19 protein-coding genes are annotated in these 22282 nt (G+C 64.1%); 7 read left to right on the forward strand and 12 right to left on the reverse strand.

What is annotated here, in order from left to right; translation table 11 throughout:
- Nucleotides 1–37: 37 nt before the first annotated feature.
- Both P6U24_RS33275 and P6U24_RS33280 read right to left on the reverse strand, forming a co-directional pair.
- Nucleotides 38–1069: a phenylacetaldoxime dehydratase family protein gene (locus P6U24_RS33275; RefSeq protein ID WP_407156626.1), complete on the reverse strand. Its 1032-nt coding sequence runs from the start codon at nucleotides 1067–1069 to the stop codon at nucleotides 38–40.
- 11 nt (nucleotides 1070–1080) lie between these two features.
- On the reverse strand, nucleotides 1081–2115 hold the full coding sequence (locus P6U24_RS33280; protein ID WP_407156627.1) for a carbon-nitrogen hydrolase family protein: 1035 nt from the start codon (nucleotides 2113–2115) through the stop codon (nucleotides 1081–1083).
- Between the two features lie 205 nt (nucleotides 2116–2320).
- Here P6U24_RS33280 and P6U24_RS33285 point away from each other — a divergent pair, with 205 nt between their 5' ends.
- Nucleotides 2321–3274, forward strand: coding sequence for a helix-turn-helix domain-containing protein (locus P6U24_RS33285; protein ID WP_407156628.1), 954 nt, complete (start codon nucleotides 2321–2323; stop codon nucleotides 3272–3274).
- Between the two features lie 139 nt (nucleotides 3275–3413).
- Here the strand turns inward: P6U24_RS33285 and P6U24_RS33290 are convergent, their stop codons facing one another.
- Nucleotides 3414–4229, reverse strand: a complete 816-nt coding sequence (locus P6U24_RS33290) for a hypothetical protein (RefSeq protein WP_407156629.1) — start codon at nucleotides 4227–4229, stop codon at nucleotides 3414–3416.
- A gap of 215 nt (nucleotides 4230–4444) precedes the next feature.
- On the reverse strand, nucleotides 4445–5797 hold the full coding sequence (gene hemN, locus P6U24_RS33295; protein ID WP_407156630.1) for an oxygen-independent coproporphyrinogen III oxidase: 1353 nt from the start codon (nucleotides 5795–5797) through the stop codon (nucleotides 4445–4447).
- Between the two features lie 238 nt (nucleotides 5798–6035).
- Between hemN and nirK the strand changes: the two genes are divergently transcribed.
- Nucleotides 6036–7121, forward strand: a complete 1086-nt coding sequence (nirK, locus tag P6U24_RS33300; protein WP_407156631.1) for a copper-containing nitrite reductase — start codon at nucleotides 6036–6038, stop codon at nucleotides 7119–7121.
- 197 nt (nucleotides 7122–7318) lie between these two features.
- Entirely contained in the window at nucleotides 7319–8203 is an 885-nt protein-coding gene (locus tag P6U24_RS33305; protein ID WP_407156632.1) for an SUMF1/EgtB/PvdO family nonheme iron enzyme, read from the forward strand.
- Between the two features lie 40 nt (nucleotides 8204–8243).
- On the opposite strand, the gene P6U24_RS33310 is transcribed toward P6U24_RS33305, so the two are convergent.
- The 4 genes from P6U24_RS33310 to P6U24_RS33325 all read right to left on the reverse strand — a co-directional run bounded on the left by P6U24_RS33310 (nucleotide 8244) and on the right by P6U24_RS33325 (nucleotide 11626).
- Nucleotides 8244–8777, reverse strand: coding sequence for a 4-oxalocrotonate tautomerase family protein (locus tag P6U24_RS33310; protein WP_407156633.1), 534 nt, complete (start codon nucleotides 8775–8777; stop codon nucleotides 8244–8246).
- A gap of 107 nt (nucleotides 8778–8884) precedes the next feature.
- Nucleotides 8885–9916 (reverse strand): GlxA family transcriptional regulator, encoded by a 1032-nt coding sequence (locus tag P6U24_RS33315; RefSeq protein WP_407156634.1) that lies wholly within the window; start codon nucleotides 9914–9916, stop codon nucleotides 8885–8887.
- A gap of 322 nt (nucleotides 9917–10238) precedes the next feature.
- Complete coding sequence (locus P6U24_RS33320) at nucleotides 10239–10889, reverse strand: 3-oxoacid CoA-transferase subunit B (protein ID WP_407156635.1); 651 nt, start codon at nucleotides 10887–10889, stop codon at nucleotides 10239–10241.
- Nucleotides 10889–11626, reverse strand: a complete 738-nt coding sequence (locus tag P6U24_RS33325; protein ID WP_407156636.1) for a CoA transferase subunit A — start codon at nucleotides 11624–11626, stop codon at nucleotides 10889–10891. The genes P6U24_RS33320 and P6U24_RS33325 overlap by 1 nt, the downstream gene beginning before the upstream one ends.
- A gap of 334 nt (nucleotides 11627–11960) precedes the next feature.
- On the opposite strand from P6U24_RS33325, the gene P6U24_RS33330 reads away from it, so the two are divergent.
- From P6U24_RS33330 to P6U24_RS33345, 4 genes are all read left to right on the forward strand, one after another.
- Nucleotides 11961–13919, forward strand: coding sequence for an AsmA family protein (locus tag P6U24_RS33330; RefSeq protein ID WP_407160676.1), 1959 nt, complete (start codon nucleotides 11961–11963; stop codon nucleotides 13917–13919).
- A 152-nt stretch (nucleotides 13920–14071) separates the two neighbouring features.
- Nucleotides 14072–15439 (forward strand): ABC transporter substrate-binding protein, encoded by a 1368-nt coding sequence (locus P6U24_RS33335; protein WP_407160677.1) that lies wholly within the window; start codon nucleotides 14072–14074, stop codon nucleotides 15437–15439.
- A 193-nt stretch (nucleotides 15440–15632) separates the two neighbouring features.
- On the forward strand, nucleotides 15633–16508 hold the full coding sequence (locus tag P6U24_RS33340; RefSeq protein WP_407156637.1) for a carbohydrate ABC transporter permease: 876 nt from the start codon (nucleotides 15633–15635) through the stop codon (nucleotides 16506–16508).
- Nucleotides 16505–17386: a carbohydrate ABC transporter permease gene (locus tag P6U24_RS33345; protein ID WP_407156638.1), complete on the forward strand. Its 882-nt coding sequence runs from the start codon at nucleotides 16505–16507 to the stop codon at nucleotides 17384–17386. Before P6U24_RS33340 ends, P6U24_RS33345 begins: the two co-directional genes overlap by 4 nt.
- Nucleotides 17387–17485: 99 nt before the next feature.
- Here P6U24_RS33345 and P6U24_RS33350 read toward each other — a convergent pair whose 3' ends face one another.
- The 4 genes from P6U24_RS33350 to P6U24_RS33365 all read right to left on the reverse strand — a co-directional run bounded on the left by P6U24_RS33350 (nucleotide 17486) and on the right by P6U24_RS33365 (nucleotide 22253).
- Nucleotides 17486–18298, reverse strand: coding sequence for an ABC transporter permease (locus P6U24_RS33350; protein ID WP_407156639.1), 813 nt, complete (start codon nucleotides 18296–18298; stop codon nucleotides 17486–17488).
- Nucleotides 18299–18592: 294 nt separating this feature from the next.
- Complete coding sequence (locus P6U24_RS33355) at nucleotides 18593–19504, reverse strand: ABC transporter permease (RefSeq protein ID WP_407156640.1); 912 nt, start codon at nucleotides 19502–19504, stop codon at nucleotides 18593–18595.
- Nucleotides 19501–20673 carry an ABC transporter ATP-binding protein gene (locus P6U24_RS33360; protein ID WP_407156641.1) on the reverse strand — a complete coding sequence of 391 codons (1173 nt, stop codon included), beginning with the start codon at nucleotides 20671–20673 and terminating at the stop codon, nucleotides 19501–19503. The genes P6U24_RS33355 and P6U24_RS33360 overlap by 4 nt, the downstream gene beginning before the upstream one ends.
- A 32-nt stretch (nucleotides 20674–20705) precedes the next feature.
- The gene (locus tag P6U24_RS33365) at nucleotides 20706–22253 is read right to left on the reverse strand and encodes a glycerol-3-phosphate dehydrogenase (protein WP_407156642.1); all 1548 of its coding nucleotides are present in this window, start codon (nucleotides 22251–22253) and stop codon (nucleotides 20706–20708) included.
- Nucleotides 22254–22282 lie beyond the last annotated feature (29 nt).

Raw genomic sequence — 22282 nt, forward strand, 5'->3', positions numbered from 1 at the left:
GCGGACAGTCGCCGCCGCACATCGTGCCAGACCTTGATCAGTCGACAGCCACGGCCGCCAGCATTCCCGTTCTCGCGTGACAGTCGCGGTATTCAAAGAACTGTTCAGCCGCAGCCGCCACCGTCACCTCGTGATAGAGCCTGAGCTTGGCCGCAGGCCCGAGCGTCGACAGGTATTTCATCGCCGCCCCGAATATCCTGACATGGGTCGGGTGCGATTCCGCCCAGCGCTCCAGTGCGGCGAGGCTGTGCCACCAGCTCTGCCCGTATGATTTTTCGGTCGGGCTCCCGTCGGCACCGAGCACGCGCATGTAGCGATTGGTATAGCAGCCGATCCGAACGCCATCGTCGCGCAGGAAGTCCATGCCTTCGCGGAGTACCGGCTCGACCTCCTCGAGATAGAGTTTTCGCTCCGCCGCGTCGGTGTCACTCCAATCCTGTCCGGAGCGGATCAGGCAGAGATTGTCATGCGGGACGATGCGCAAACGCGAGCCGTCGCGCTCGAGTGCCGGCTTGCCGCCCGGCGCCATCTCGTCGGTTTGCGACAGCGGAATGCGATCTCGCATGCCGCCCCAATAAGCGTGCTCCTGCACCTCGCCGCTCATGCCTTCCGCCATGACAGCAACACCTTCGGCGCGGTCTGGCGAGGAGAACAGGGTCTCGTAACGCGCCACAGCCGGCCGCAGCACCTCGATGTAGCGCCCGATCCCGTTCGCGCGGCCCGTCCAAGCTTCGCGCGCGGCATCGAACCAGGTATCGAATTTGGCCGCATCGTCCCAATAGGCGACCGAGACCACGTTCGAATAGCCGGCCTGATCGAAATACTGCGCACGGTCCCAATGCGCCGGCCCCTGCGCATCCGCAAATCGCGCGGCGATGTCGCCGAGCGCACTTGCCGCGGCGGGCGGCGCCTCGCCCTGATATTGCAGGCCGAAATAGGCCATCACGACGCGGGCGACCTTCGGCTTGTGCCGCGCCACGAAGGACGGATATGGCGGGACGTAGTCATCGGGAATGCGGCGATGGCGTGAGCGGGTGGTCTTCAGATGCTCTGGAATAGCGGATTCCATGGCATGGCTCCTCACGCGGCCTGGGTGGACTTCGCTTGCGACGGTTCAGCCTCGTCCGGCGTGACCGCATCGAGCGGCAGCGCGAACGGCTCGACCCGCTTCAGCCGTGTCTTGTTGAGGAGCAGCCGCGTCACGTCGGGCCTTGAATAATGACCGGCCGGATCAGCCGCGTTCTTGGCGACGCCGATGGCACCGAGATCGATCTCGGCCACCAGCAGGCCCTCCGCGTCCGGAGCCAGCTTCTCCGCGAGCGAGCTGCCGTCGGGTCCATAGATCGCGGCATGTCCGCCGCCGGCATGTAGCAGCGCATGCTTGTCCGGCCGGTCGCACAGTTCGTCGATCATGGCCTGGGAGACCGTGGCACAAGGCGCCAGCACGAAGCAGGAGCCCTCAACGGCATAGACGCGGGAGGCCGCGTTGTTCACCTCCGCGCCGAGCGCCGGCGCAAAGGGATCGTAGAGCGAAAAGCTCGGCCATGAGGCCACATGAACCTGCTCGTTCTGGGCATACATGGCGTATTTGGAGAGCGGCTGCAGATGCTCCCAACAGCACAAGGCCCCGAGCCGACCGATGTCGGGCCGGTCATGCACGGCGAGATCACTGCCGTCGCCCTCGCCATAGACCGTGCGCTCGGCATGGGTCGGGCGCAGCTTGCGCCGCTTGCCGATAGTCTCGCCGTCAGGCCCGATCAGCCATTGCGCGATATAGAGGCTGCCGCCGTCGCGCTCGGACAAACCGATCACGGCCGTCAGCTTGGCCTTCTTGACCGCCAAACGCAGCTGCTCGGCCTGCGGGCTGTCATAGGCGAGCGAATTATCGAAGTAGCGCTGCACAAAGCCGCGGCCGATCGCCCAGGCGGGCGAGTCCAGCCAGATGTGCCAGGGATAGCCGGGGATGAACACTTCTGGAAAGGCGATCAGCTTTGCACCTTTCTCGGCCGCCTCCGCGATCAGCGCAATGGCCTTCTTGATGGAGCCGTCGAGATCGAGAAAGGCCGGTGCTGCCTGCACCACGGCCACCTTGTACTTGGGATGCGAAATGCCCATCGGCTATCCTCCATGCTTGCCGGCCCGTTGCGCCGGGCGGTTTCCCGTTGATCGGAGCCGGCGTCCGTTGCAGTCTGTTTTGCCGGAGGTCGGGCCGTGACGCTCGTCTGGCTCGGAACAAGAATTCGACCGCGGCGGCACTGGCACCGCGCGCGTGAGAAGCGCGGTACGGATATTGCCTTTGGCCGATGTGAAAGGAGGCGCGATGCCGATCCATTTCACCACCGATGCCACGCCGGGATACCGTCGCCTGGCGCTCTGGCAGGACATCGTCTGCGATGTCTATGTCGGGCTCGATTGCACCTCCTCGCTCGGCAGCAACTTCCGCGGCGAAGTGAGCCGCACTGCACTGGGCCGGGCTGCCTGCTCGGAGGTGTCATCGTGCGAACAGCGGGTCTACCGCACGCCGGCGCGGATTGGGCGTGCGCATGAGGAGTTCGTGTTGATTGCGCTCGGCAAGCATGGGAGCGGCAGCGTCGAACAGGATGGCCGGGAGACGGTGATCCACCCCGGCGAATTCGCGATCTACGACACTACACGTCCTTACGAGCTGCGCTTCGAGCACGCCTTCACGCAAACGATCCTGCAGGTGCCGCGCGACATGCTTCACCGCTGCATCTGCGGCACCGAGGCCCTGACCGCCGTCAGCTTCGGCCCTGACCGTCCGCTGTCAAAGCTCGCGTATGATTTTGTCTATCGGCTTTGCGAAAGCGCAGACAGCATCGCACCCGAGCAGGCGACGCGCCTGTCCGAACAGGCGGTGGACCTGGTTGCGATGGCGCTCGCCGAGCGCCTGCCCGCGCGGCCTTCCGCCTCGACCCATCGCGCAGCGCTGCTCTACCGGCTCAAAGCCCATATCCGCGCGCATCTTGCCGATCCTGAGCTGTGCCTTGCCGACACCGCCGCGGCGCTCGGCATCTCGCCGCGCTATATCAACGATCTTCTTTCGGACGAGGAGGTCTCGTTCCAGCGCCACGTGCTGAAGGAGCGGCTTGCACAATGCGCGCGCGATCTCGCCTCGCCCATGCTGGCGCACCGCCAGGTTGGCGAGATCGCCTTTGCTTGGGGTTTCAACGACCTCTCCCATTTTGGACGGGCGTTCCGCGAGCACTACGGCGCCTCGCCGCGGGAATGGCGGCAGAGCAAGCTCGCGCATTAGCACATCGCGCGGATTTCGGGCCAGACCTGCCGACCGCAAGAACACGATGGTGATCTTGCAGAGCGCGCGGCTCCTTATTCGCAACCCATGCATCTCCAGATCTACGAAATCAACTGAGAGCCAACGCTGTTTCAGGACCTCAGGCTGGAGGCACATGGCTATCGGAATTGACTATTTGCCGTTGAACTCTGTCGCGCAGGCCCGGGTCAATGCCCTCGAGCTGTTTCACGTACTCGCTTTTTAAAGTCTTGTAAGCGCGTCTGAACTGATTCAGTCCGTTGAGACCTCCGTTTACGGCGCGGCGCGCTTCGCTGAGTTGATCATCTGCGAGGGCATCTAATATCTTTTGCCGGTTCCGCTTATCCAATATGTAAGCAACAAGGAGTTTCGCAGCGTTGTTCGGCGAAGATGCAAGATCAGGATTTTCAACCAGACCAGGTATTCCGGCCTGCGCACCATAGTGGGAATAATTTTCCTTGCCGGTGAGCTGAACGTAACCCCGACCATGGTACGTCTGCGCATCATAAAGCGACTCATTTCCGAGCGAGCGTCTGTAGTACTTGTTGTAAGGTACTTTGACGAAATCTCCTGGATTCAAGTACTCGTACTTGAATAGCGTCATGTTTGCACTTCCAGGTGATGAGGTATTCGACTGATTAGACGTCTCATCGTACTTTGGAAGAAACTTGTCATTCTCCGCACGAACGGTCGCATAAGTAAAATGGCGTAGAGATTCAACCTGGTCGCCCGTCAGTTTTGTCCCGTTCACCGCAAGCCGATTCACCTGTCGCTCAAATTCAGCTTCAATTATTTCGTACCCGTTTTTTACGTTGTTCTGAGAATACGTAGGAAAAATCGACTTCACATGGTCGACGGTCACGCCTGCGGACCTGCTGCCATTAGGCATTAGCCGGGCTTGACCAAAGGGTTTGCTTCCAACGGGCGAGCTGGCCATAATTGCGGCCTCCCTATTATGGATGGAGCTTTCAACAAATAATTAAAAACCACCGATTAGAATAAACCGGTCAGTTGTGCTCGACAAGCCGAAACCGAGTTGAGATAGCTATCGCTATAAACACTGCCATTGCGCGCGCACGATAGGTCAGGGTTACGTTGCAACTTGATGGTTCGACGGCTCCGCCGCGAGTAACAGAGACTTATTAGGTAGGCCTACACCGCGCGGCTGTGCAGCCGTTGCGCCGCATCGAGATGCGCATCGAAGGCGGCGGCGACGCTGCGCACCAGGAATCGCGAGCCTTCGCGGACCGCAAGCGAGGCACCATTGAGCTCGACCACGCCGTCGGAGATCAGCGCCTGCAGCCGCGGCGCCGATCGGAGCATCTGCTCCGGCCTCGCGCCATGGCGCTTGCAGACGGCCTCGAGATCGACGCCATAGTCGCACATGATGCGTTCGATGATATCAGCGCGCAGCCGGTCGTCGTCGGTCAGGGCATAGCCCTTCACGGTGGCGAACCGACCGGCCGCGATCGCCTGCGAATAGGCGCGGACCTGCACCTCGTTCTGGACGTAACCTTGCGGCAACTGCCCGATGGCCGAGGCGCCAAGGCCGATCAGCACCTCGTTGCTGTCGGTGGTGTAGCCCTGGAAATTCCGGTGCAGGCGCCCCTGACGGAAAGCGATCGCCATCGCGTCATCAGGAAGCGCGAAATGATCCAGCCCGATCTGGACGTAACCGGCCTGCTTCAGCGCATTGCCGATCGCGCAGGCCTGATCATAACGTTCCAGGCTGTCCGGCAGCGACAGCTCGTTGATCTTGCGCTGGTGCGGCTTGAACGCCGGCACATGCGCATAGCCGAACACCGAGAAGCGCTCCGGGCGCAGCTCGAGGCTGCACCGCACGGTCTCGAGGCATGAGGCCACGGTCTGATGCGGCAGCCCGTAGATCAGATCGAAGTTGATGCCACCGACTCCCGCCCCTCGCAGCCCGGTCGTCGCCGCCCCGGTCTGCTCGAAGCTCTGCACACGATTGATCGCCTGCTGGACCACGGGATCGAAACTCTGCACGCCGAGGCTTGCGCGATTGACGCCGGAGCGCCCGAGCGCCCCGATCATGTCAGCGGTCAGCGTGCGCGGATCGATCTCGATCGCGATCTCCGCGGTGGGCTGCACGGAGCAGGCGTGGCGCAGGGCGCCGATCAGGTCGACGAACGCCTCGGGCGCCATGATGGTCGGCGTGCCGCCGCCGAAATGGATGTGCCCGACCGCGAGCCTGCGCCCGATCTGGCGTGATACCATCTCGACCTCGCAGCGCAGCGCCGACTGATAGACGGCGATCGGCTCATCGCGCTTGGCCACCATGGTGTTGCAGCCGCAGTACCAGCACATCGACCGGCAGAACGGCACATGAAGGTATAGCGATGCGGTCGCCTGTTCCGGTATCGCCTTCAGCCACGCGGCATAGCTGGCGGGCTGGACGGCGGCCGAGAAATGCGGCGCGGTGGGATAGCTGGTGTAGCGCGGAAGCCGCTCCTGCCCGTAAACGGCCGCCAGATCTGCTCTCATCCTCGAACCTGCCCTTAAAGATCGAAACAGGCGCCCATCGCGATGCGCCGTGATGCCAACTACTCGCAATTGGCCGCGAGCACCTTGCGCTCGATCAAACTCCCGATTGTCCGGAAGGTTGGCCAGCAGAACGCACGCGCTCAAACCGCCGAAAGCTTGTTGCAGCGCAAACATGCTTGCCCTGGATGCGTGCATGATGATTGCGACGGGATACAAATCTCACATCGAGAAGCATCACATGTTTACCCGCAGGGCCGTCATGATCAGCGCAGCCGTCGCAGCCATGATGCTGGCGACGCCCGCGATTGCTGAGGATCTCAAGCTGCCGCGCCAGAAGGTCGAGCTGGTCGCGCCGCCCTTCGTGCATCCGCACGAGCAGGCCACCAAGCAGGGTCCGAAGATCATGGAGTTCAAGCTCGTGATCCAGGAGAAGAAGATGGTAATCGACGAGAAGGGCACCACCTTCCAGGCCATGACCTTCAACGGCTCGATGCCGGGACCGCTGATGGTCGTGCACGAGGGTGACTATGTCGAGGTGACCCTGGTTAATCCCGCCAGCAACACCATGCCGCACAACATCGATTTCCACGCGGCGACCGGTGCGCTCGGTGGCGGCGGCCTGACCCTGATCAATCCCGGCGAGCAGGTGGTGCTGCGCTGGAAGGCAACGCGCACCGGCGTGTTCGTCAATCATTGCGCACCGGGCGGCCCGATGATCCCCTGGCATGTCGTGTCCGGCATGAACGGCGCCGTGATGGTGCTGCCGCGCGACGGGCTGAACGACGGCCATGGGCACGCGCTGCGCTATGATAAGGTCTACTATATCGGCGAGCAGGACCTTTACGTGCCGCGCGACGAGAAGGGCAATTTCAAGCCCTACGACTCGCCCGGCGAAGCCTATGCCGACACCGAGGAGGTGATGCGCAAGCTGATCCCGACCCATGTCGTGTTCAACGGCAAGGTCGGCGCGCTCACCGGTAAGAACGCGCTGACCGCCAATGTCGGAGACAACGTGCTGATCGTGCACTCGCAGGCCAATCGCGACAGCCGCCCGCATCTGATCGGCGGCCATGGCGACTATGTCTGGGAGACCGGCAAGTTCTCCAACCCGCCGGAAACCGGACTGGAGACCTGGTTCATCCGTGGCGGGTCGGCGGGGGCCGCGCTGTACAAATTCCTGCAGCCCGGCATCTACGCCTATGTCACGCATAACCTGATCGAGGCGGCCGATCTCGGTGCCACCGCGCATTTCAAGGTCGAAGGCAAGTGGAATGACGACCTGATGACGCAGGTGAAGGCACCCGCGGAGATTCCGACCAACTGACGGCGCGATCGCGCCCCATAGCTACGCGTGCGGCGAATTGCTATTCCTGCTTTCGGCTTCGCCGCACCCGCCCTTCCTGCCTTCTGTCGTCAGCCGCGACGCCTCCATGCGATCTTGCATCGGGACGCTGCGGCCGACGACCGCAAACACCCCGATCCGTTACATCAGCCCGCGTTTCCCTTCAGTCGGAGAGCACCATGCTGCTCGCCTTCAAGTTCAAGCTCGCGCTCGCCTGTGCGGCCGGTCTGGCCGGTCCGCTGGCGATGACTCCTCTGGTCGGCGGCATCGCCACCGGGCCGAGCGATGTGGCCGGTGCGCCGGCGCTGATCGAACTCGCTCCGCGCAGTTTCACCTATCGGCCGGCCGGCGACTTCACCCGCGCCGGGCGTCCGGCGACGCCGCGGCTCCTCACCACGCATCTCGAGCGACCGCTTGCCATCATGAGGCACCAGGTCAGTGCGGCCGACTATCAGGCCTGTGTCGAGGATCGCGCCTGCCGGCCGCTGCAGAGCGATGTCGCGGTGGCGCTCGACCGTCCTGCTGTGCAGGTGAGCTGGCACGACGCCACCGCCTATGCGGCCTGGCTGTCGCAGCGGACCGGCGAGACCTATCGGCTTCCGAGCGATGTCGAATGGGCTTTCGCCGCCGGCAGCAGACTCCGCGATGACGGGCTTGCAGCCGACGCCGATGATCCTTCGCGACGCTGGATCGCGCGCTACGAGCGCGAAACCGCGACCGAGGCCGACAGCGCCACCCGCAGCTTCGGCGCGTTCGGCGTCAATGAGAACGGCGTCGCCGATCTCGCCGGCAATGTCTGGGAATGGACCTCGACCTGCTTCGACCGCAGCGAGCTGGATGAGACCGGGACCATCATCAGGACCAGGCCCAATTGCGGCGTCCGCCTCGCCGAGGGAGCGCATCGCGCCTACGTCACCGACTTCATCCGCGATGCGCGCGCCGGCGGCTGCGCCAGCGGCGCGCCGCCGGCCAATCTCGGCTTTCGCCTGGTGCGCGAACAGCCATCCTGGAAGGGCAGGATCGCGCGCAAGATCGGGAAGTCCCTATCGTTCGCTCAATTGTAGCAGCAGGAACTGATCCATCCCGGTCGGCGATCGCTCCCGTCTAATCCGCCGCCAAGCCGTTGCGGGCGGCGTCGAGCGCGCCTTCGAGGATCTGCAACGCCTTGACGCGCCTGCGCCTGGCGAGACGCTGCACTCCAACTGACCGCTCATGCTCACCGGCAATGAAGGCCTGAATCTCCGGCAGCGTGCGGATCACGCCGCGACTCCCCCACTGGCCATCAGGGATCTCGCTCGGAAATACCCATACCCGGGGCGCAACGTCCTCGTAGCTGCCGCCTTCCGCGCGCACTACGGCCTCCGTCACGTCTTTGACCAGCGCCGCCCGCGAGGCTTCGGTATATTGACCTTCAGGCACGGTCGGAACGATGCGATAGCGCGGCTTCGCCGAACGCGCGCCCGCAACGAAGACGGCTGCCGGTCGATGCAGGAATATGACCGTGACGCTTTGCGCGACCTTGTTGTCGGGACTGAAGCCCTCGTGCCCGATCAGGATGTCGCCGAGCTCCTTGAGCAGCCGCTCCTCGGCTTCGGGCTCGAGCGCACCTTCGGGAATGATGACGTCGATCATCGGCATGGCTGACCTCTCGGTTAGTTGACGCGAGAAGGTGTAAGCGCGGCATTGTCAGGTCGGCAGTGGCAGTATCGCCACTTTTCGAGGAAAATCGGACAGCCCCTGCGCGCTCAGCCGGCGGCTCGGCCTGCATCGGATACGCCGCCGAGCCTGGTCCGGTGCAAGAACCGGCGCTGGTAATCGCGCGGCGAAAGCCCGGTCTGGCGCCTGAACAGCCGGCGAAACGTGGAGAGATCACGATAGCCGACCCGCTCGCCGACCGCATCCACGGTCAGTCGCCCCTGCTGCAACAGCCGTTTGGCGACGTCGACACGCAAAGTCTGCAGGTACTGCAGCGGCGCCACGCCGACCGCCAGCTTGAAGCGTCGGTTAAGCGTACGCTCGCTGACGGACAAATGACGCGCCAGTTCGGCCAGGTTGAATCCCTGCCGCAGCGATTTCTCCATGAAGCGCTGGGCCCGCGCGACCAGCGCATCCGAATGCCCAGCCTCCTCCGGCATGATCGCGTAAGACGATTGCGGCACACGATTGCTGTCGATCAGCATGATCCGCCCGATATCCTCCGCGATCTGCCGGCCCACGAACTTCTCGACGATGCGCAAAGCGAGATTGAGCGAGGTGGTGACGGCAGCGCTGCAGAGAATGTTGTTCTGCTCGGTCAAGATCTCCGACACGCGCAAGTCGATATCCGGGTAGCGCTTGGCAAAAATCTTGGCCCTGGCCCAATGCGTGGTGGCCACTCCACCGTCGAGCAAGCCCGCCTCGGCCAGAATGAAACTGCCGGTGCAATAGGAGGCCAGCAGCGTACCGCGTTCATGCTGGCGGCGTAGCGCGGCGCATAGCGGCTTCAATATGTCCGTTCGTGCGAAGAAGCGTTCGAGGTCGACGACGAACGGCCCCGGCACGACGATCGCATCCGCGGCGGCTCTCGCATTGATCGGGGCATCGGCACTCACGAGCTGGCCCGATGCCGTTTGCACCGGCTTGCCATCCAGCGACTCGATCCGCCACTGCAGCGGTGGCGCCTTGCCGCGGCCGTTTCTTTCGGCCCACACGGCATTGGCGGCCATGAACACGTCGATCACGCCGGCGACGCTGGAGGCCAGAATGCCGTCATAGACCCAAATCCTGATCCGCTGCATCTGGCCCTGATGTCCGATCTTGCACCGTACGAGGCAATACTGCCACCACATGGACGTCGTCGGCAAGCGATCAGGAATGACATGATCGCGGACCCGCCGAGCTGCGTCAGCGTCGGCGAGCATTTTTGCGAGGGAGGTTCTACGTCTGCAAATTCGGGAGATGCGCCCACTTGCAAGCGCAGCGGCCGCGCAGCCACGATGCGCCTGTGCGCAGGAAAGCCGCGCGGCGATCCTGCGTCAGGTCGAAATGCGTGAGGAGGCGCGTTGCGGAATGGACGTTCGGGGTTCGATCCACATCCCCCGAAACAACATTCGGCCGGGCTTAGGTGTTCTTCAACGCGACGCGGAATTCGGCCTCGGTCTTGGCCTTCACCTCGTCGAGCGTGACGCCGTCGGCCAGCTCGATCAGCGCCATGCCGTCATTGCCGTGCTTGTCGATGGTGAACACGGCGAGATCCGTCACCACCATGTCGACGACACGCTCGCCGGTCAAAGGCAGCGTGCACTTCTTCAGCAGCTTCGGGCCGTCCTTGGCGCTGTGCTCCATCACCACCACGACGCGCTTGACGCCGGCGACGAGATCCATCGCGCCGCCCATGCCCTTCACCATCTTGCCGGGGATCATCCAGTTGGCGAGATCGCCGTTCTGGGCCACCTGCATGGCGCCAAGGATGGACAGATCGATATGGCCGCCGCGCACCATGCCGAACGAATCCGCCGACGAGAAGTAGCTGGTGATCGGCAGCTCGGTGACGGTCTGCTTGCCGGCATTGATGAGGTCGGGATCCTCCTCGCCTTCATAGGGGAAAGGCCCCATGCCGAGCATGCCGTTCTCGCTCTGCAGCGCGACGTCGACACCCGGCGGGATGAAGTTCGAGACCAGCGTCGGGATGCCGATGCCGAGATTGACGTAGAAGCCGTCGCGCAACTCTTTCGCCGCGCGCGCGGCCATCTGCTCTCTGGTCCAGGCCATCAGACTTCCTCTCCCGTTCCGGCAGGCGCAGCCGCGGTCTCGCGCTTGCGCGTGGTGCGCTGCTCGATGCGCTTGAGCGCCGTTCCGACCTCGACGATGCGCTTCACGAAGATGCCGGGCGTGTGGATGTGATCGGGGTCGATCTCGCCCGCCGGCACCAGATGCTCGACCTCGGCCACCGTGATCTTGGCCGCGGTCGCCATCATCGGATTGAAGTTGCGCGCGGTCTTTCGATAGACGAGATTTCCGGCGGTATCGCCCTTCCAGGCGTGGACGATGGCGAGATCGGCGAACAGGCCGCGCTCCATCAGGTATTTCTCGCCGTCGAATTCCTTGATCTCCTTGCCTTCAGCCACCAGCGTGCCGACGCCGGTCTTGGTGTAGAAGGCCGGGATGCCGGCGCCGCCCGCGCGAATGCGCTCGGCGAGGGTTCCCTGCGGACAGAATTCCAGCTCCAGCTCGCCCGCCAGATATTGCTGGGCGAACAGCTTGTTCTCGCCGACATAGGACGAGATCATCTTCTTGATCTGATGCGTCTCCAGGAGCCGGCTGAGCCCGATGCCGTCGACGCCGGCATTGTTGGACACCACGGTCAGGTTCTTCACGCCGGAATCGCGAATCGCGTCCGACAGCGTCTCGGCGATGCCGCAGAGGCCAAAACCGCCTGACATGATCATCATGCCGTCCTTGAGCAGGCCGGCGAGGGCCGATTTGGCGTCGGGATAGACCTTGTTCATGCGGAAATGACCTGATGCAAAGAACGGCTGACGGCCGAGAGCGATCGGATTATTAGGCGAAATCTTCGCAATGCGTCAATGCGGCGCTCCGTGGGCGCGGCTTTCCCCTTGTGCGTGCCCGCAAGGCGCGCTTTAAGCACGCGCATGGATGCTTCGTACCGGGATGTTCCGGTGCGACAATAGGCTGCCGCCGCAATCCCGTCCTACCTGCGGCACAGCCTTGAAAGCGTCAAGAAAACCCATCAAGTTGTTGATGTTGGCACGGGATTTCGGCGAACCCTGCCCGTCTTCAGGAACCAGCGACCCCAACGACATCCACGATATGTCCGTGACCATGGCCCAAGGAATGAGGCGCCTCGGGACGCCGATCGCGGCGCTGCTTGGGCTGGCCGTGGCTGGCCTGGTGGCAAGTTCCTGGCTCGTCAACCGCGACGCACTGCGCAGCGCGATCGAGGCCCAGATCCGCACCGTGACCGGGCTCGATCTCGTCGTCAAAGGCAATATCGACGTCTCGGTGTTTCCCGGCAGCTATGTGTCCTTTCACGATGTCGGCCTGAAGGGCGGCGGCACCGCGGACCCTGCGCTGCGCGTCGACGTGCTGACCGCCAATCTGCGCCTGCTGCCGCTGCTCTTGCAGCGCTTCGAAATCGCCGACGTGATGATGTTGCGGCCGCAGATCAACGTCGTGCGCGCAGCCGACGGCGTCAGCAACTGGACGCCTTTCATCCAGACCATCGCACGGACCATGCGCCCCGGCGCCGAGAACCAGATGTCGTTCTCGGAGATCCGGATCCAGGACGGCATCCTTGCCTTCGAGGATACCGGCACACAGGCCGCCGAGAAGCTCGACGACATCGACCTCTCGCTCGCCTGGCCCTCGATCTCGCGCTCCTTCGCCGCCACTGGACAGTTCGACTGGCGCGGCCAGCGCATCGAGGGCTCGGTCAGCGTCAGCGACTTCCTCGCGGCGCTGTCCGGCGACCGCTCGGGGCTGAAGATGCGGCTGGCGAGCCCGCCGCTGAAGCTCGCTTTCGATGGTACCGTCGCCAACCGCACCAGCGCCGTGATGGAAGGCACAGTCACCGTCGACAGTCCGTCATTGCGCGAGGCGCTGCGCTGGACAGGACAGACCCCGCTCGGTGCCGGCGGCTTCGGCCGCTTCGCGCTGCGCGCGCGCGCCAATGTCGTCGGAGCCTCGATCGCGCTGACCAACGTCAATGTCGAACTCGACGGCAACGCCGCCGAGGGCGTGATGACCTACACCAATAACGGCCGCCAGACCTTGCAGGCGACGCTTGCGGCCGATGCGCTCGATTTCACGCCCTACATCTCGACCTTCCGCCTGCTCGCCAACGGCGCGCGCGACTGGAATCGGCAGATGTTCGACCTCAAGGCGCTGTCGACCACGGATCTCGACATGCGCCTGTCGGCGGCCAGGGTCACGATCGGCTCCTCCAGGCTCGGCCGCACCGCGTTCGGCGCCAACTTGCGCAACGGCGTGCTGGCGCTCTCGGTCGGCGAGGCGCAGATGTATGGCGGCATCGTGCGCGGCTCGTTCGGCGTTGCGCGCGCCGACACCGTGGCCGACGTCAAGGCCGAGCTGCAATTCACCGATGTCGACCTGCAGGCCTGCGCCGGCGAGCTGTTCGGCGTCTCCTCGCTCTCAGGCCGCGGCAATCTCAACGTCTCGCTGACCGCATCGGGCTCGAGCCCGTTCGGCTTGGCGCAGTCGCTTGACGGCACTGCCACGTTGAACGGCCATGACGGCGCGATCTCCGGCTTCAATGTCGAGCAACTGCTCAAGCGGCTGGAGCGGCGCCCGCTGTCCGGCAGCGGTAATTTCCGCTCCGGCTCGACGCCTTACGAAAACCTCACCGTTGCAGTGAAATTCTCCGACGGCGTCGCCACCGCCGACGACATCCGCGTCGAGGGGCCGACGGCACGTATCACCATGACCGGCACCGCCTCGGTGCCGACGCGCGAATATGATTTCAAAGGCGTCGCCAGCCTGCCGCAGGCCGCCAATGGCGGCAGCACGTTCGAGCTGCCCTTCGTGGTGCAGGGGCCGTGGGAGGATCCCTTGATCTTTCCCGACCCGGAAAGCCTGATCCGCCGCGCCCCGGCGGCAGCGCCGCTGCTCGACGCCGTCAAGGACAAAAAGACCCGCGACGCGGTGCGCTCGGTGCTCGAGCGCTTCACCGGGGGCTTGAAGCCGGCGCCGACGCCGCAGGAGAGCCCGACGCCGACCCCGAGCGAGACGCCGTCCGCGAGCGACCAGAACAAGCCGAATTAACCAACGCGGCGCGGCGCGACGACGCAGTCCACACGACCTATTTCGTAGAATATCCTGCTAGATCGGCCCAGTTCCCTGCGCTACTGTCCCGACCTCAAACCGGTCGGACAATGATCGGCCAACAGGGAGAGACACGCGTGAAATCCAGAGGAATGGGTGCGCTGATCTTGGCAGTTGCGACTGCCGGATCCTTTTGCGTTGCGGCACCGGCCATCGCCCAGGACACCATCACCGTCTGGTGGGGCAAAGGCTTCTACAAGTCCGAAGACGATGCCCTGCTCAACGTCGTGAAGAAGTTCGAGGCGAAGACCGGCATCAAGGTCGAGCTGTCGCAATATGCGATCCAGGACATGATTCCGAAAACGGTCGCAGCGCTCGATTCCGGCACCGTGCCCGATGTCGCCTATGCCGACACCTATGACGTGCAGGCGCAGGGCAAATGGGCCTATGAGGGCAAGCTCGAGGATCTCAGCGACATCCTGGAGCCGATGAAATCGGCCTTCGCGCCCAACACGATCGAGACCGCCTATCTCTACAACAATGTCACCAAGAAGAAGGCCTATTACGGCTTTCCGCTGAAGCAGCAAAGCATGCATGTGCAGATCTGGAAGGATCTGCTTGAGAAGGCCGGATACAAGGAAAGCGACATCCCGACCAAGTGGGAGGATTACTGGTCGTTCTGGTGCGACAAGGTGCAGCCGGGAATCCGCAAAGCGACCCGCGAGCGCATCTATGGCGTCGGCCAGCCGATGGGCGTGGAATCCACCGACTCCTTCCAGTCGTTCTACACCTTCATGGACGCCTACAATGTCAAGCTGGTCGACGACGACGGCAAGCTGCTGGTCGATGATCCCAAGGTGCGCGACGGCCTGATCCACGCGCTGAAGGACTACACCGACACTTACATCAAAGGCTGCACGCCGCCCTCCTCTACCACCTGGAAGGACCCGGACAACAACGTCGCGTTCCACAACAAGACGATCGTGATGACCCACAATTTCACGATCTCGATCGCGGCCAAGTGGTTCGAGGACTCGACCAACCCCGCTCTGACGCCCGAGCAGCGCGCAGCCGGCAAGAAGGCCTATGAGGAGGACATCATCACCGCGTCCTTCCCCAACAAGCCCGACGGCACGCCGATCAAATACCGCTCCGACGTCAAGACCGGCCTGATCTTCGCCAATGCCAAGCACAAGGAGCAGGGCAAGGAGTTCATCAAGTTCCTGATGCAGGAAGAGAACCTTGGGCCGTATGTCGAGGGCGCGCTGGGACGCTGGTTCCCGGTGACGATCGCCGGACAGAAGAGCCCGTTCTGGCAGGCGGACCGGCATCGCAAGGCGGTCTACACCCAGTTCACCGGCGGCACCTCGCCGTTCGACTTCACCAAGAACTACAAGTTCACGATTCTCAACAACGAGAACGTCTGGGCCAAGGCGATGAATCGCGTGGTCAGCGAGAAGGTGCCGGTCGACAAGGCCGTCGACGAGCTGATCGCGCGCATCAAGGAGGTCGCGGGTTAGGGACAGCGATTCAACTGTGCATTGGTTTGTACCGGCGTCGTCCCCGCGAAAGCGGGGACCCATAACCACCGGCCGTCGTGTTGACGCAAAGTCGTTGAACAGCGTCTTTCAATACGAGCGCCGCGGCGTATGGGTCCCGGCGTTCGCCGGGACGACACTGTCACTGCAGCAGCAGCGTTAGAAAGTAACCGACATGGCGATCACGCTCTCAGCACCCGATAAGGCGATAGCCGTCGCACCACCCAACCCTCGGCTGACGATGCCGCAGGTCTGGGGCATCGTGATGCTGGCGCCCTATCTGCTCGTGTTCCTCGCCTTCGTGGTCTATCCGGTCGGCTATGGCCTGTGGCTGGCGCGCCAGCCCGCGAGCTATGTCGCGCTGTTCAACGATCCGATCTTCGCCCGCGCCGCCGTCAACACGCTGATCTTCTTGGTTCTCGGCATCAACTTCAAAATGCTGATCGCGCTATTCCTGTCCGGCTTCTTCGTGCAGCAGCGCGGCTGGATCAGGTGGCTTTCGGTGATCTTCATCCTGCCCTGGGCGGTGCCGTCGATTCCGACCATCCTGTCGGTGCGCTTCATGTTCAATCCGGAATGGGGCGTCATCAACCAGCTCATATTCCAGTTCACCGGCGATGACGGTCCGAACTGGCTGAACGATCCGGCGATCGCGCTGACGATGGCGATCGGCGTCCACATCTGGAAGTCGCTGCCGTTCTGGACCCTGATCCTGATGACCGGGCGCCTCGCGATCTCGAACGACCTGTTCGAAGCCGCCGAAGTCGACGGCGCCACCTGGTGGCAGAAATTCCGCTACATCACCTGGCCGTCGATGCAGACGCTCTACGTCACCTGCACGCTGCTCTCGATGATCTGGACGCTCGGCGACTTCAACAGCGTCTACCTCTTGACCGGCGGCGGACCGGCCGACCTGACGCATGTGCTGTCGACGCTCGGCATCCGCTATCTGCGGCTCGATCAGCTCAGCCTGGCGATGGCTTCGATCGTCTGCGCCATGCCGCTGGTGCTGCCTCTGGTCTATTTCATGATGAAACGGCTGTCCCGATGAAGCTCTCAGGCATTGGCGGTATCAACTGGCGCGACATCACCTGGCGCGACATCGGCACCGAGGCGCGGCTGCTGCTGATCGGCATCCCGGTCTTCGTCTGGACCATGATTCCGATCTACCACATGTTCCTGTTCGCGATCTCGCCGAAGGAGGACGCGTTCTCCGGCAAGTTGTGGCCGGACCATCCGACCCTGCACAATTTCGAGATCGTGTTTAACCAGCAGCACTACTTCCTGCGCGATTTCTGGGTGCAGTTCGGCAACTCGGTGCTGATCGCCGCCACCGTCGGCGCGCTGACGCTGATCATCGCGACCTGCGCGGCGTTCGCGATCTCGCGGCTGCGCGTGCCCGGCAGCCGGATGGTGATGAATCTCGCGCTGTTCACCTATTTCATCCCGGCCGCGTTCCTTGCCGTGCCGATGTATCGCACCATGGGCAAATACGGCCTGCTGAATAATCATTGGTCGCTGATCCTGGCCATGGTGACCATCGCATCGCCTTACGCGATCTGGGTCTTGAAGCAGGCCTCCGACAAACTGCCGGTCGAACTCGACGAGGCCGCCGTGATGGACGGCGCCAGCCCGCTGCAGATCTTCCGCTTGGTCTATGTGCCTTTGATGATGCCGTCGCTGGTGGCGATCGGCACCTATGCCGTGCTGCTGGCCTGGAACGAATATCTCTACGCGTTCCTGCTCTTGTCGAACGACAAGGAGATCACGCTGCCCGTGGCGCTCGGCAACTTCCTCGCCGCCGACGATTCGCCCTGGGAGCTGCTCATGACCACCGGCTTCATCTACGCGCTACCGCCGGCCGCGGTCTATTACGCCTTCCGCCGCTACATGGTCGGCGGGCTCACGGCCGGCGCGGTGAAGTCGTAGGACGTACCATTCGTCATTGCGAGCGAAGCGAAGCAATCCAGGACCAGGAACGCCACTCTGGATTGCTTCGTCGCTTCGCTCCTCGCGATGACGGCGTGGCTACAACGGCGCCGCGCTCTCGCCGCGCTCGCTCGACAGTTTCGAGGCCAGCGAGGCCACCACGATCAAGACCGTGATCAGGCCGATCACCAGCGTGCAGATCGCGTTGATCTCGGGCTTCACGCCGAGCCGCACCTCGGAATAGATTCGGATCGGCAGGGTTGCCGAGCCCGGCCCGGTGGTGAAGCTCGCGATCACGAGATCATCCAGCGACAGCGTGAAGGCCAGCATCCAGCCGGCCGCGACCGCCGGCAGGATCAGCGGCAGGGTGACAAACACGAAGGCGCGCAAGGGATCGCAGCCGAGATCCATGGCGGCCTCTTCCAGGCTCTTGTCGAGCGCGACCAGGCGCGACTGCACCACCACGGCGACGAAGCACATGGTCAGCGTGGTATGCGCGATCGTGACGGTCCAGAAGCCGCGCTCGGCGTTGAGCGCCACGAACAACAATAGCAGCGAGAGCCCGGTGATCACCTCCGGCATGACTAACGGCGCATAAAGCATGCCGGAGAACAGCATGCGGCCGCGAAAGCCAGCGCCGCGTGACAGCGCCACCGCGGCGAGCGTGCCGAGCACTGTCGCGATGCTGGCCGAGGCCACCGCGACGCGCAGGCTCATCAAGGCCGCATCGATCATGGCGCCGTCTTTGAAGAACTCGCGGTACCAGCGCAGCGACCAGCCGCCCCACACCGTGACCAGGCGCGAGTCGTTGAACGAGTAGATCACCAGGATCAGGATCGGCAGATACAGGAACGCCAGGCCGAGCGAGAGCGCGGCAATGTTGAAGCGCGAGAGGTGGACGGGTTTAGGCATGGTCTCGCCCTGCCCTGTTCCGAGCGACGCTCTCTCGCTCCCCGCGCCCTTGCGGGGAGGGGTTGGTCCGCATCGGCAGTCTTTCCTGGGTACCCCCCTCCCTGACCCTCCCCCGCAAGGGGGGAGGAAACGGAGAGGCCGTCGCTCGTTGCGCGCAGAGCGCGGTATTGGCCAACTCCAGCCGTTTTTGACTGACCATCGCGACGGTCTCGCCACTCGCACCGCTGCGTTCCCTCCCCCCTTGTCGGGGAGGGCTAGGGAGGGGGGTAGCCCAGGAAAGACTGCCGATGCCCATCACCGCTCCTCCAGTTGCCGGCGCTGCAGGCGGTCGTAGAGCAGAAGCGGCGCGAGCAGCACGATCAGCAGCACCACGGCGATGCTGGAGGCCACCGGCCAATCCTTGTTGCTGAAGAATTCGAGCCACAGTGTCTGCCCGATCATCAGCGATTGCGAGCCGGCGAGCAGGTCGGGGATCACGAACTCGCCGACGATCGGGATGAAGCACAACAGGCAGCCGGCGCCGACGCCCGGCAGCGACAGCGGGAAGGTCACGAGCCAGAATGTCTCGCACCTGCCAGCGCCGAGGTCGGCCGCCGCCTCTTCCAGCGCCGGCTCCATCTTCGACAGCGTCGCGAACAGCGGCAGGATCATGAACGGCAGATAGGAATAGACGATGCCGAGATACATCGCCGTGTCGGTCGACAGCCACACGACCGGCGTCGATACCAGATGCAACGCCAACAGGATCTGGTTGAGCAGGCCGTCATGCTGCAGGATATTGATCCAGGCATAGATACGGATCAGAAACGAGGTCCAGAACGGCACGATCACCAGCATCATCGCGATGCCCTGCCAGCGCTGCGGCAGTCGCGCCATGCCATAGGCGATGGGATAGCCGATCAAAAGCAGGATCGCAGTTGCAACAGCCGCAACGACGACGCTGCGCGAGTAAGACAGCAGATAGAGATTGTCCGACAGCAGCAAACGGAAGTTGTCCAGCGACAGCGCGGCGAAGGCATTCTGAAGCGCTGCCCAGCCGGCCGTGAGATCGAACACCGGCGTATAGGGCGGCTGCGCGATCTCGGTCTGCGACAGGCTGATCTTGAGGACGAAGCCGAACGGCACCAGGAAGAACAGCACCATCCAGACATAGGGCGCGATCGCCGCCAGGCGCGCCGGCCGGGAGAAAATTCGGCGCGCGCTCATCGGTCGAGCACCACGCAATCGTCAGGCGTGAACCAGACGACCACGCGCTGACCGACGCCATAGCCGTCGGTGTCGAGCCGTGCCGTGTTGGCAACGGCTGCGCGCACCACCGGGCCGCTGTCGAGCTTCACCTTGTAGATCGTGGTGCCGCCGAGATAGTTGGCGTCAAGGATGGCGCCCTCCATCCGATTGATCGCATGCCCCGTCGCGGCGTCGCTCGCAGGGCCGCGGCGCGCCAGCCTGATCTTTTCAGGGCGGATCGCGACGCACACTTTGGTGCCGACCACCGCGCGTCGCGGCTCGGTGGCGACGAGCTCGCCGGCATCGCGCGTCGTGACCGCCAGGCGGTGCATCGCCCGCGTCTTCACCTCGCCCTCGAACAGGTTGATGTCGCCGACGAACTCCGCGATCCAGCGCGACACCGGCTCCTCATAGAGCAGCCGCGGGCTCGCCACCTGCTCCAGCCGGCCGGCCTGCATGACGCCGATCCGGCCAGCCACCGTCATCGCCTCGTCCTGGTCATGGGTGACAATGATGAAGGTCAGCCCCAGCCGCCGCTGCAGCTCCATCAGCTCGACTTGCGTGCTCTCGCGCAGCTTCTTGTCGAGCGCCGCCATGGGCTCGTCGAGCAGCAGCACCTGCGGCCGCCGCGCCAGCGAGCGGGCCAGCGCCACGCGCTGCCGCTGACCGCCGGAGAGCTGGTCCGGCTTGCGCTTCTCCAGCCCCTCCAGCTTCACCAGCGCCACCATCTCGGCGACCCGCGCGGCGATCTCGGCGCGCGCCATGCCGGCACGCTTCAGCCCGAAGGCGATGTTGTCGCGCACCGACAAATGCGGAAACAGCGCGTAGTTCTGGAACATCATGTTGACCGGCCGCTGATGCGGCAGCGCCTGCGCGATGTCCTCGCCTGCCAGCAGGATGCGCCCCTCGTCCGGCGCCTCGAAGCCTGCAAGCATGCGTAGCAGCGTGGTCTTGCCGCAGCCAGAGGGTCCGAGCAGCGCGAAGAACTCGCCGGCGCGGATATCGAGCGAGACGCCGTCGACGGCGCGGAAGCCGCCAAAGCTCTTGACCACGCCCTCGATACGCAGCAGCGGCTGCGCCAATTCCGGCAGGGCTGCGGCTTTGACCGGCGCGGCAGCCGTCTCGATGTTCGCGATGTCCTCAGCCATGTCCCGATGAGCGTTGCAATCGTGGCCGCAAGCTAGCGGCGGCGAGGGCGCGGCTCAACCTTCGCGACCTCGCTATCCCCGCTGCAGTCGCTGACTGTGGCAGAGTGGCCAGCCCCGCTCGCCTTCGCCATGAACGCCGCCAGCGCCTCGCGCGCCTCCGGCGGCATGGTTAGACCCAGTTTGGAGCGACGCCACAACACGTCGTCCGGGAAACGCGCCCATTCCTTGGTCATGAGGTAGCGCACCTCGGCTTCGGTCAGTTCTGGCCCGAAGCTCTGGCCGAGATCGTCGCGTGTCTTGGCATCGCCGAGCACGTCGGTCAGGCGGGAGCCATAGGCGCCGACCAGCCGCTGTGCCTCGATTTCGCTTAGGAAGCGCCAGCGTTCGCGTGCCGCCTCGACCTTGGTATCGAACTGGTCCCAGCCGAAATCGCCGCCCGGCAACGGCGCCGCTTCCGTCCAGCGCCGTCCCATCGGAAGGACCCGCGCAAGCCGTGATATTGCCTGCTCGGCGCGCCGCCGCGCCGTGGTGACGTCGCCGCCTGACATCGTGAGCAGCGGGGCCTTGCCGCGCCCTCCGCTGAAACTCATCACACCGGCCATATCACCTGGATCGCGGCGCGGCAGCGCCATGTTCGCACCGGCGATGATCCTGACGACGTCGACCGGCTGGATCTGCTGCCGGAAGTAACGATTGGCCGCCGTGCAGAGATAGACCACGTCCTCCGCCGGCGCGGTCACGACCGCTGGATCGCCGACAAAGGGATGGGCCACGCTGCCGATCAGGGTGAACACACGCATATAGGGGCTCGCGAAGATCAGCCGGCCATCGCTGTTCTGGAACACGTAGACGGCGTCGACATCGAACAGGCGGGGCACCACGATCTGGCTGACGCGCCGGACGGTCAGCCGCGGGGGCGGCTGGCGCAGCACGGCCTCGGCGGTCGAAGCGCTCCAGGCGCCGGTGGCGCTCGCCAGCGCGCGAGCAGTCAGGACGCGGCGGTGGCCGCGATCGATCACCGCCAGCCGCCAGACGCGCTCGCGGTCGGCGCGGGTGCAGCGCGCACCGGTGCGGATCTCGGCGCCGCGCTCGGTGGCGTCCAGGGCGGTGAGCACGACCAGGCGGGAATCATCGACCAGGCAGTCCGAATATTCGAACGCGGTGCCGATCGGGCGCTTCAATGCATCGCCGACCGGATGGTGCGTGACATCCAGCGTGGTAGCGCCCGGCAGGCGGGCTCGACCTGCCAGCCGATCATAGAGCCAAAGTCCGGTGCGCAGCCACAATGGCGGCCGCTCATTGGCATGGGCCGGAATCGCAAACCTGATCGGACGCACCAGGTGTGGAGCGATATCAAGCCAGACGTCGCGCTCGGCGAGCGCTGCGCGGACCCGCAGGAAACCGCGCCGCTCCAGCGCGGCCAGGTCGCCATGCACGAGGCGGGAGGTCGCCGAAGACGCTGCGCCGCCGAGATCACCCTGCTCAAACAGGATGACGCGCAGGCCGCGGCCGGCGGCATCGCGCGCCAAGCTCACGCCGTTCAGGCCGCCGCCGATGATCGCCAGATCGTAGTCCGCCATTGCGCTTAAGTCGTGGGTGGCACGCGCCC

This window comes from Bradyrhizobium sp. STM 3557 (genome assembly GCF_045571465.1).
Classification (GTDB): Bacteria; Pseudomonadota; Alphaproteobacteria; order Rhizobiales; family Xanthobacteraceae; genus Bradyrhizobium.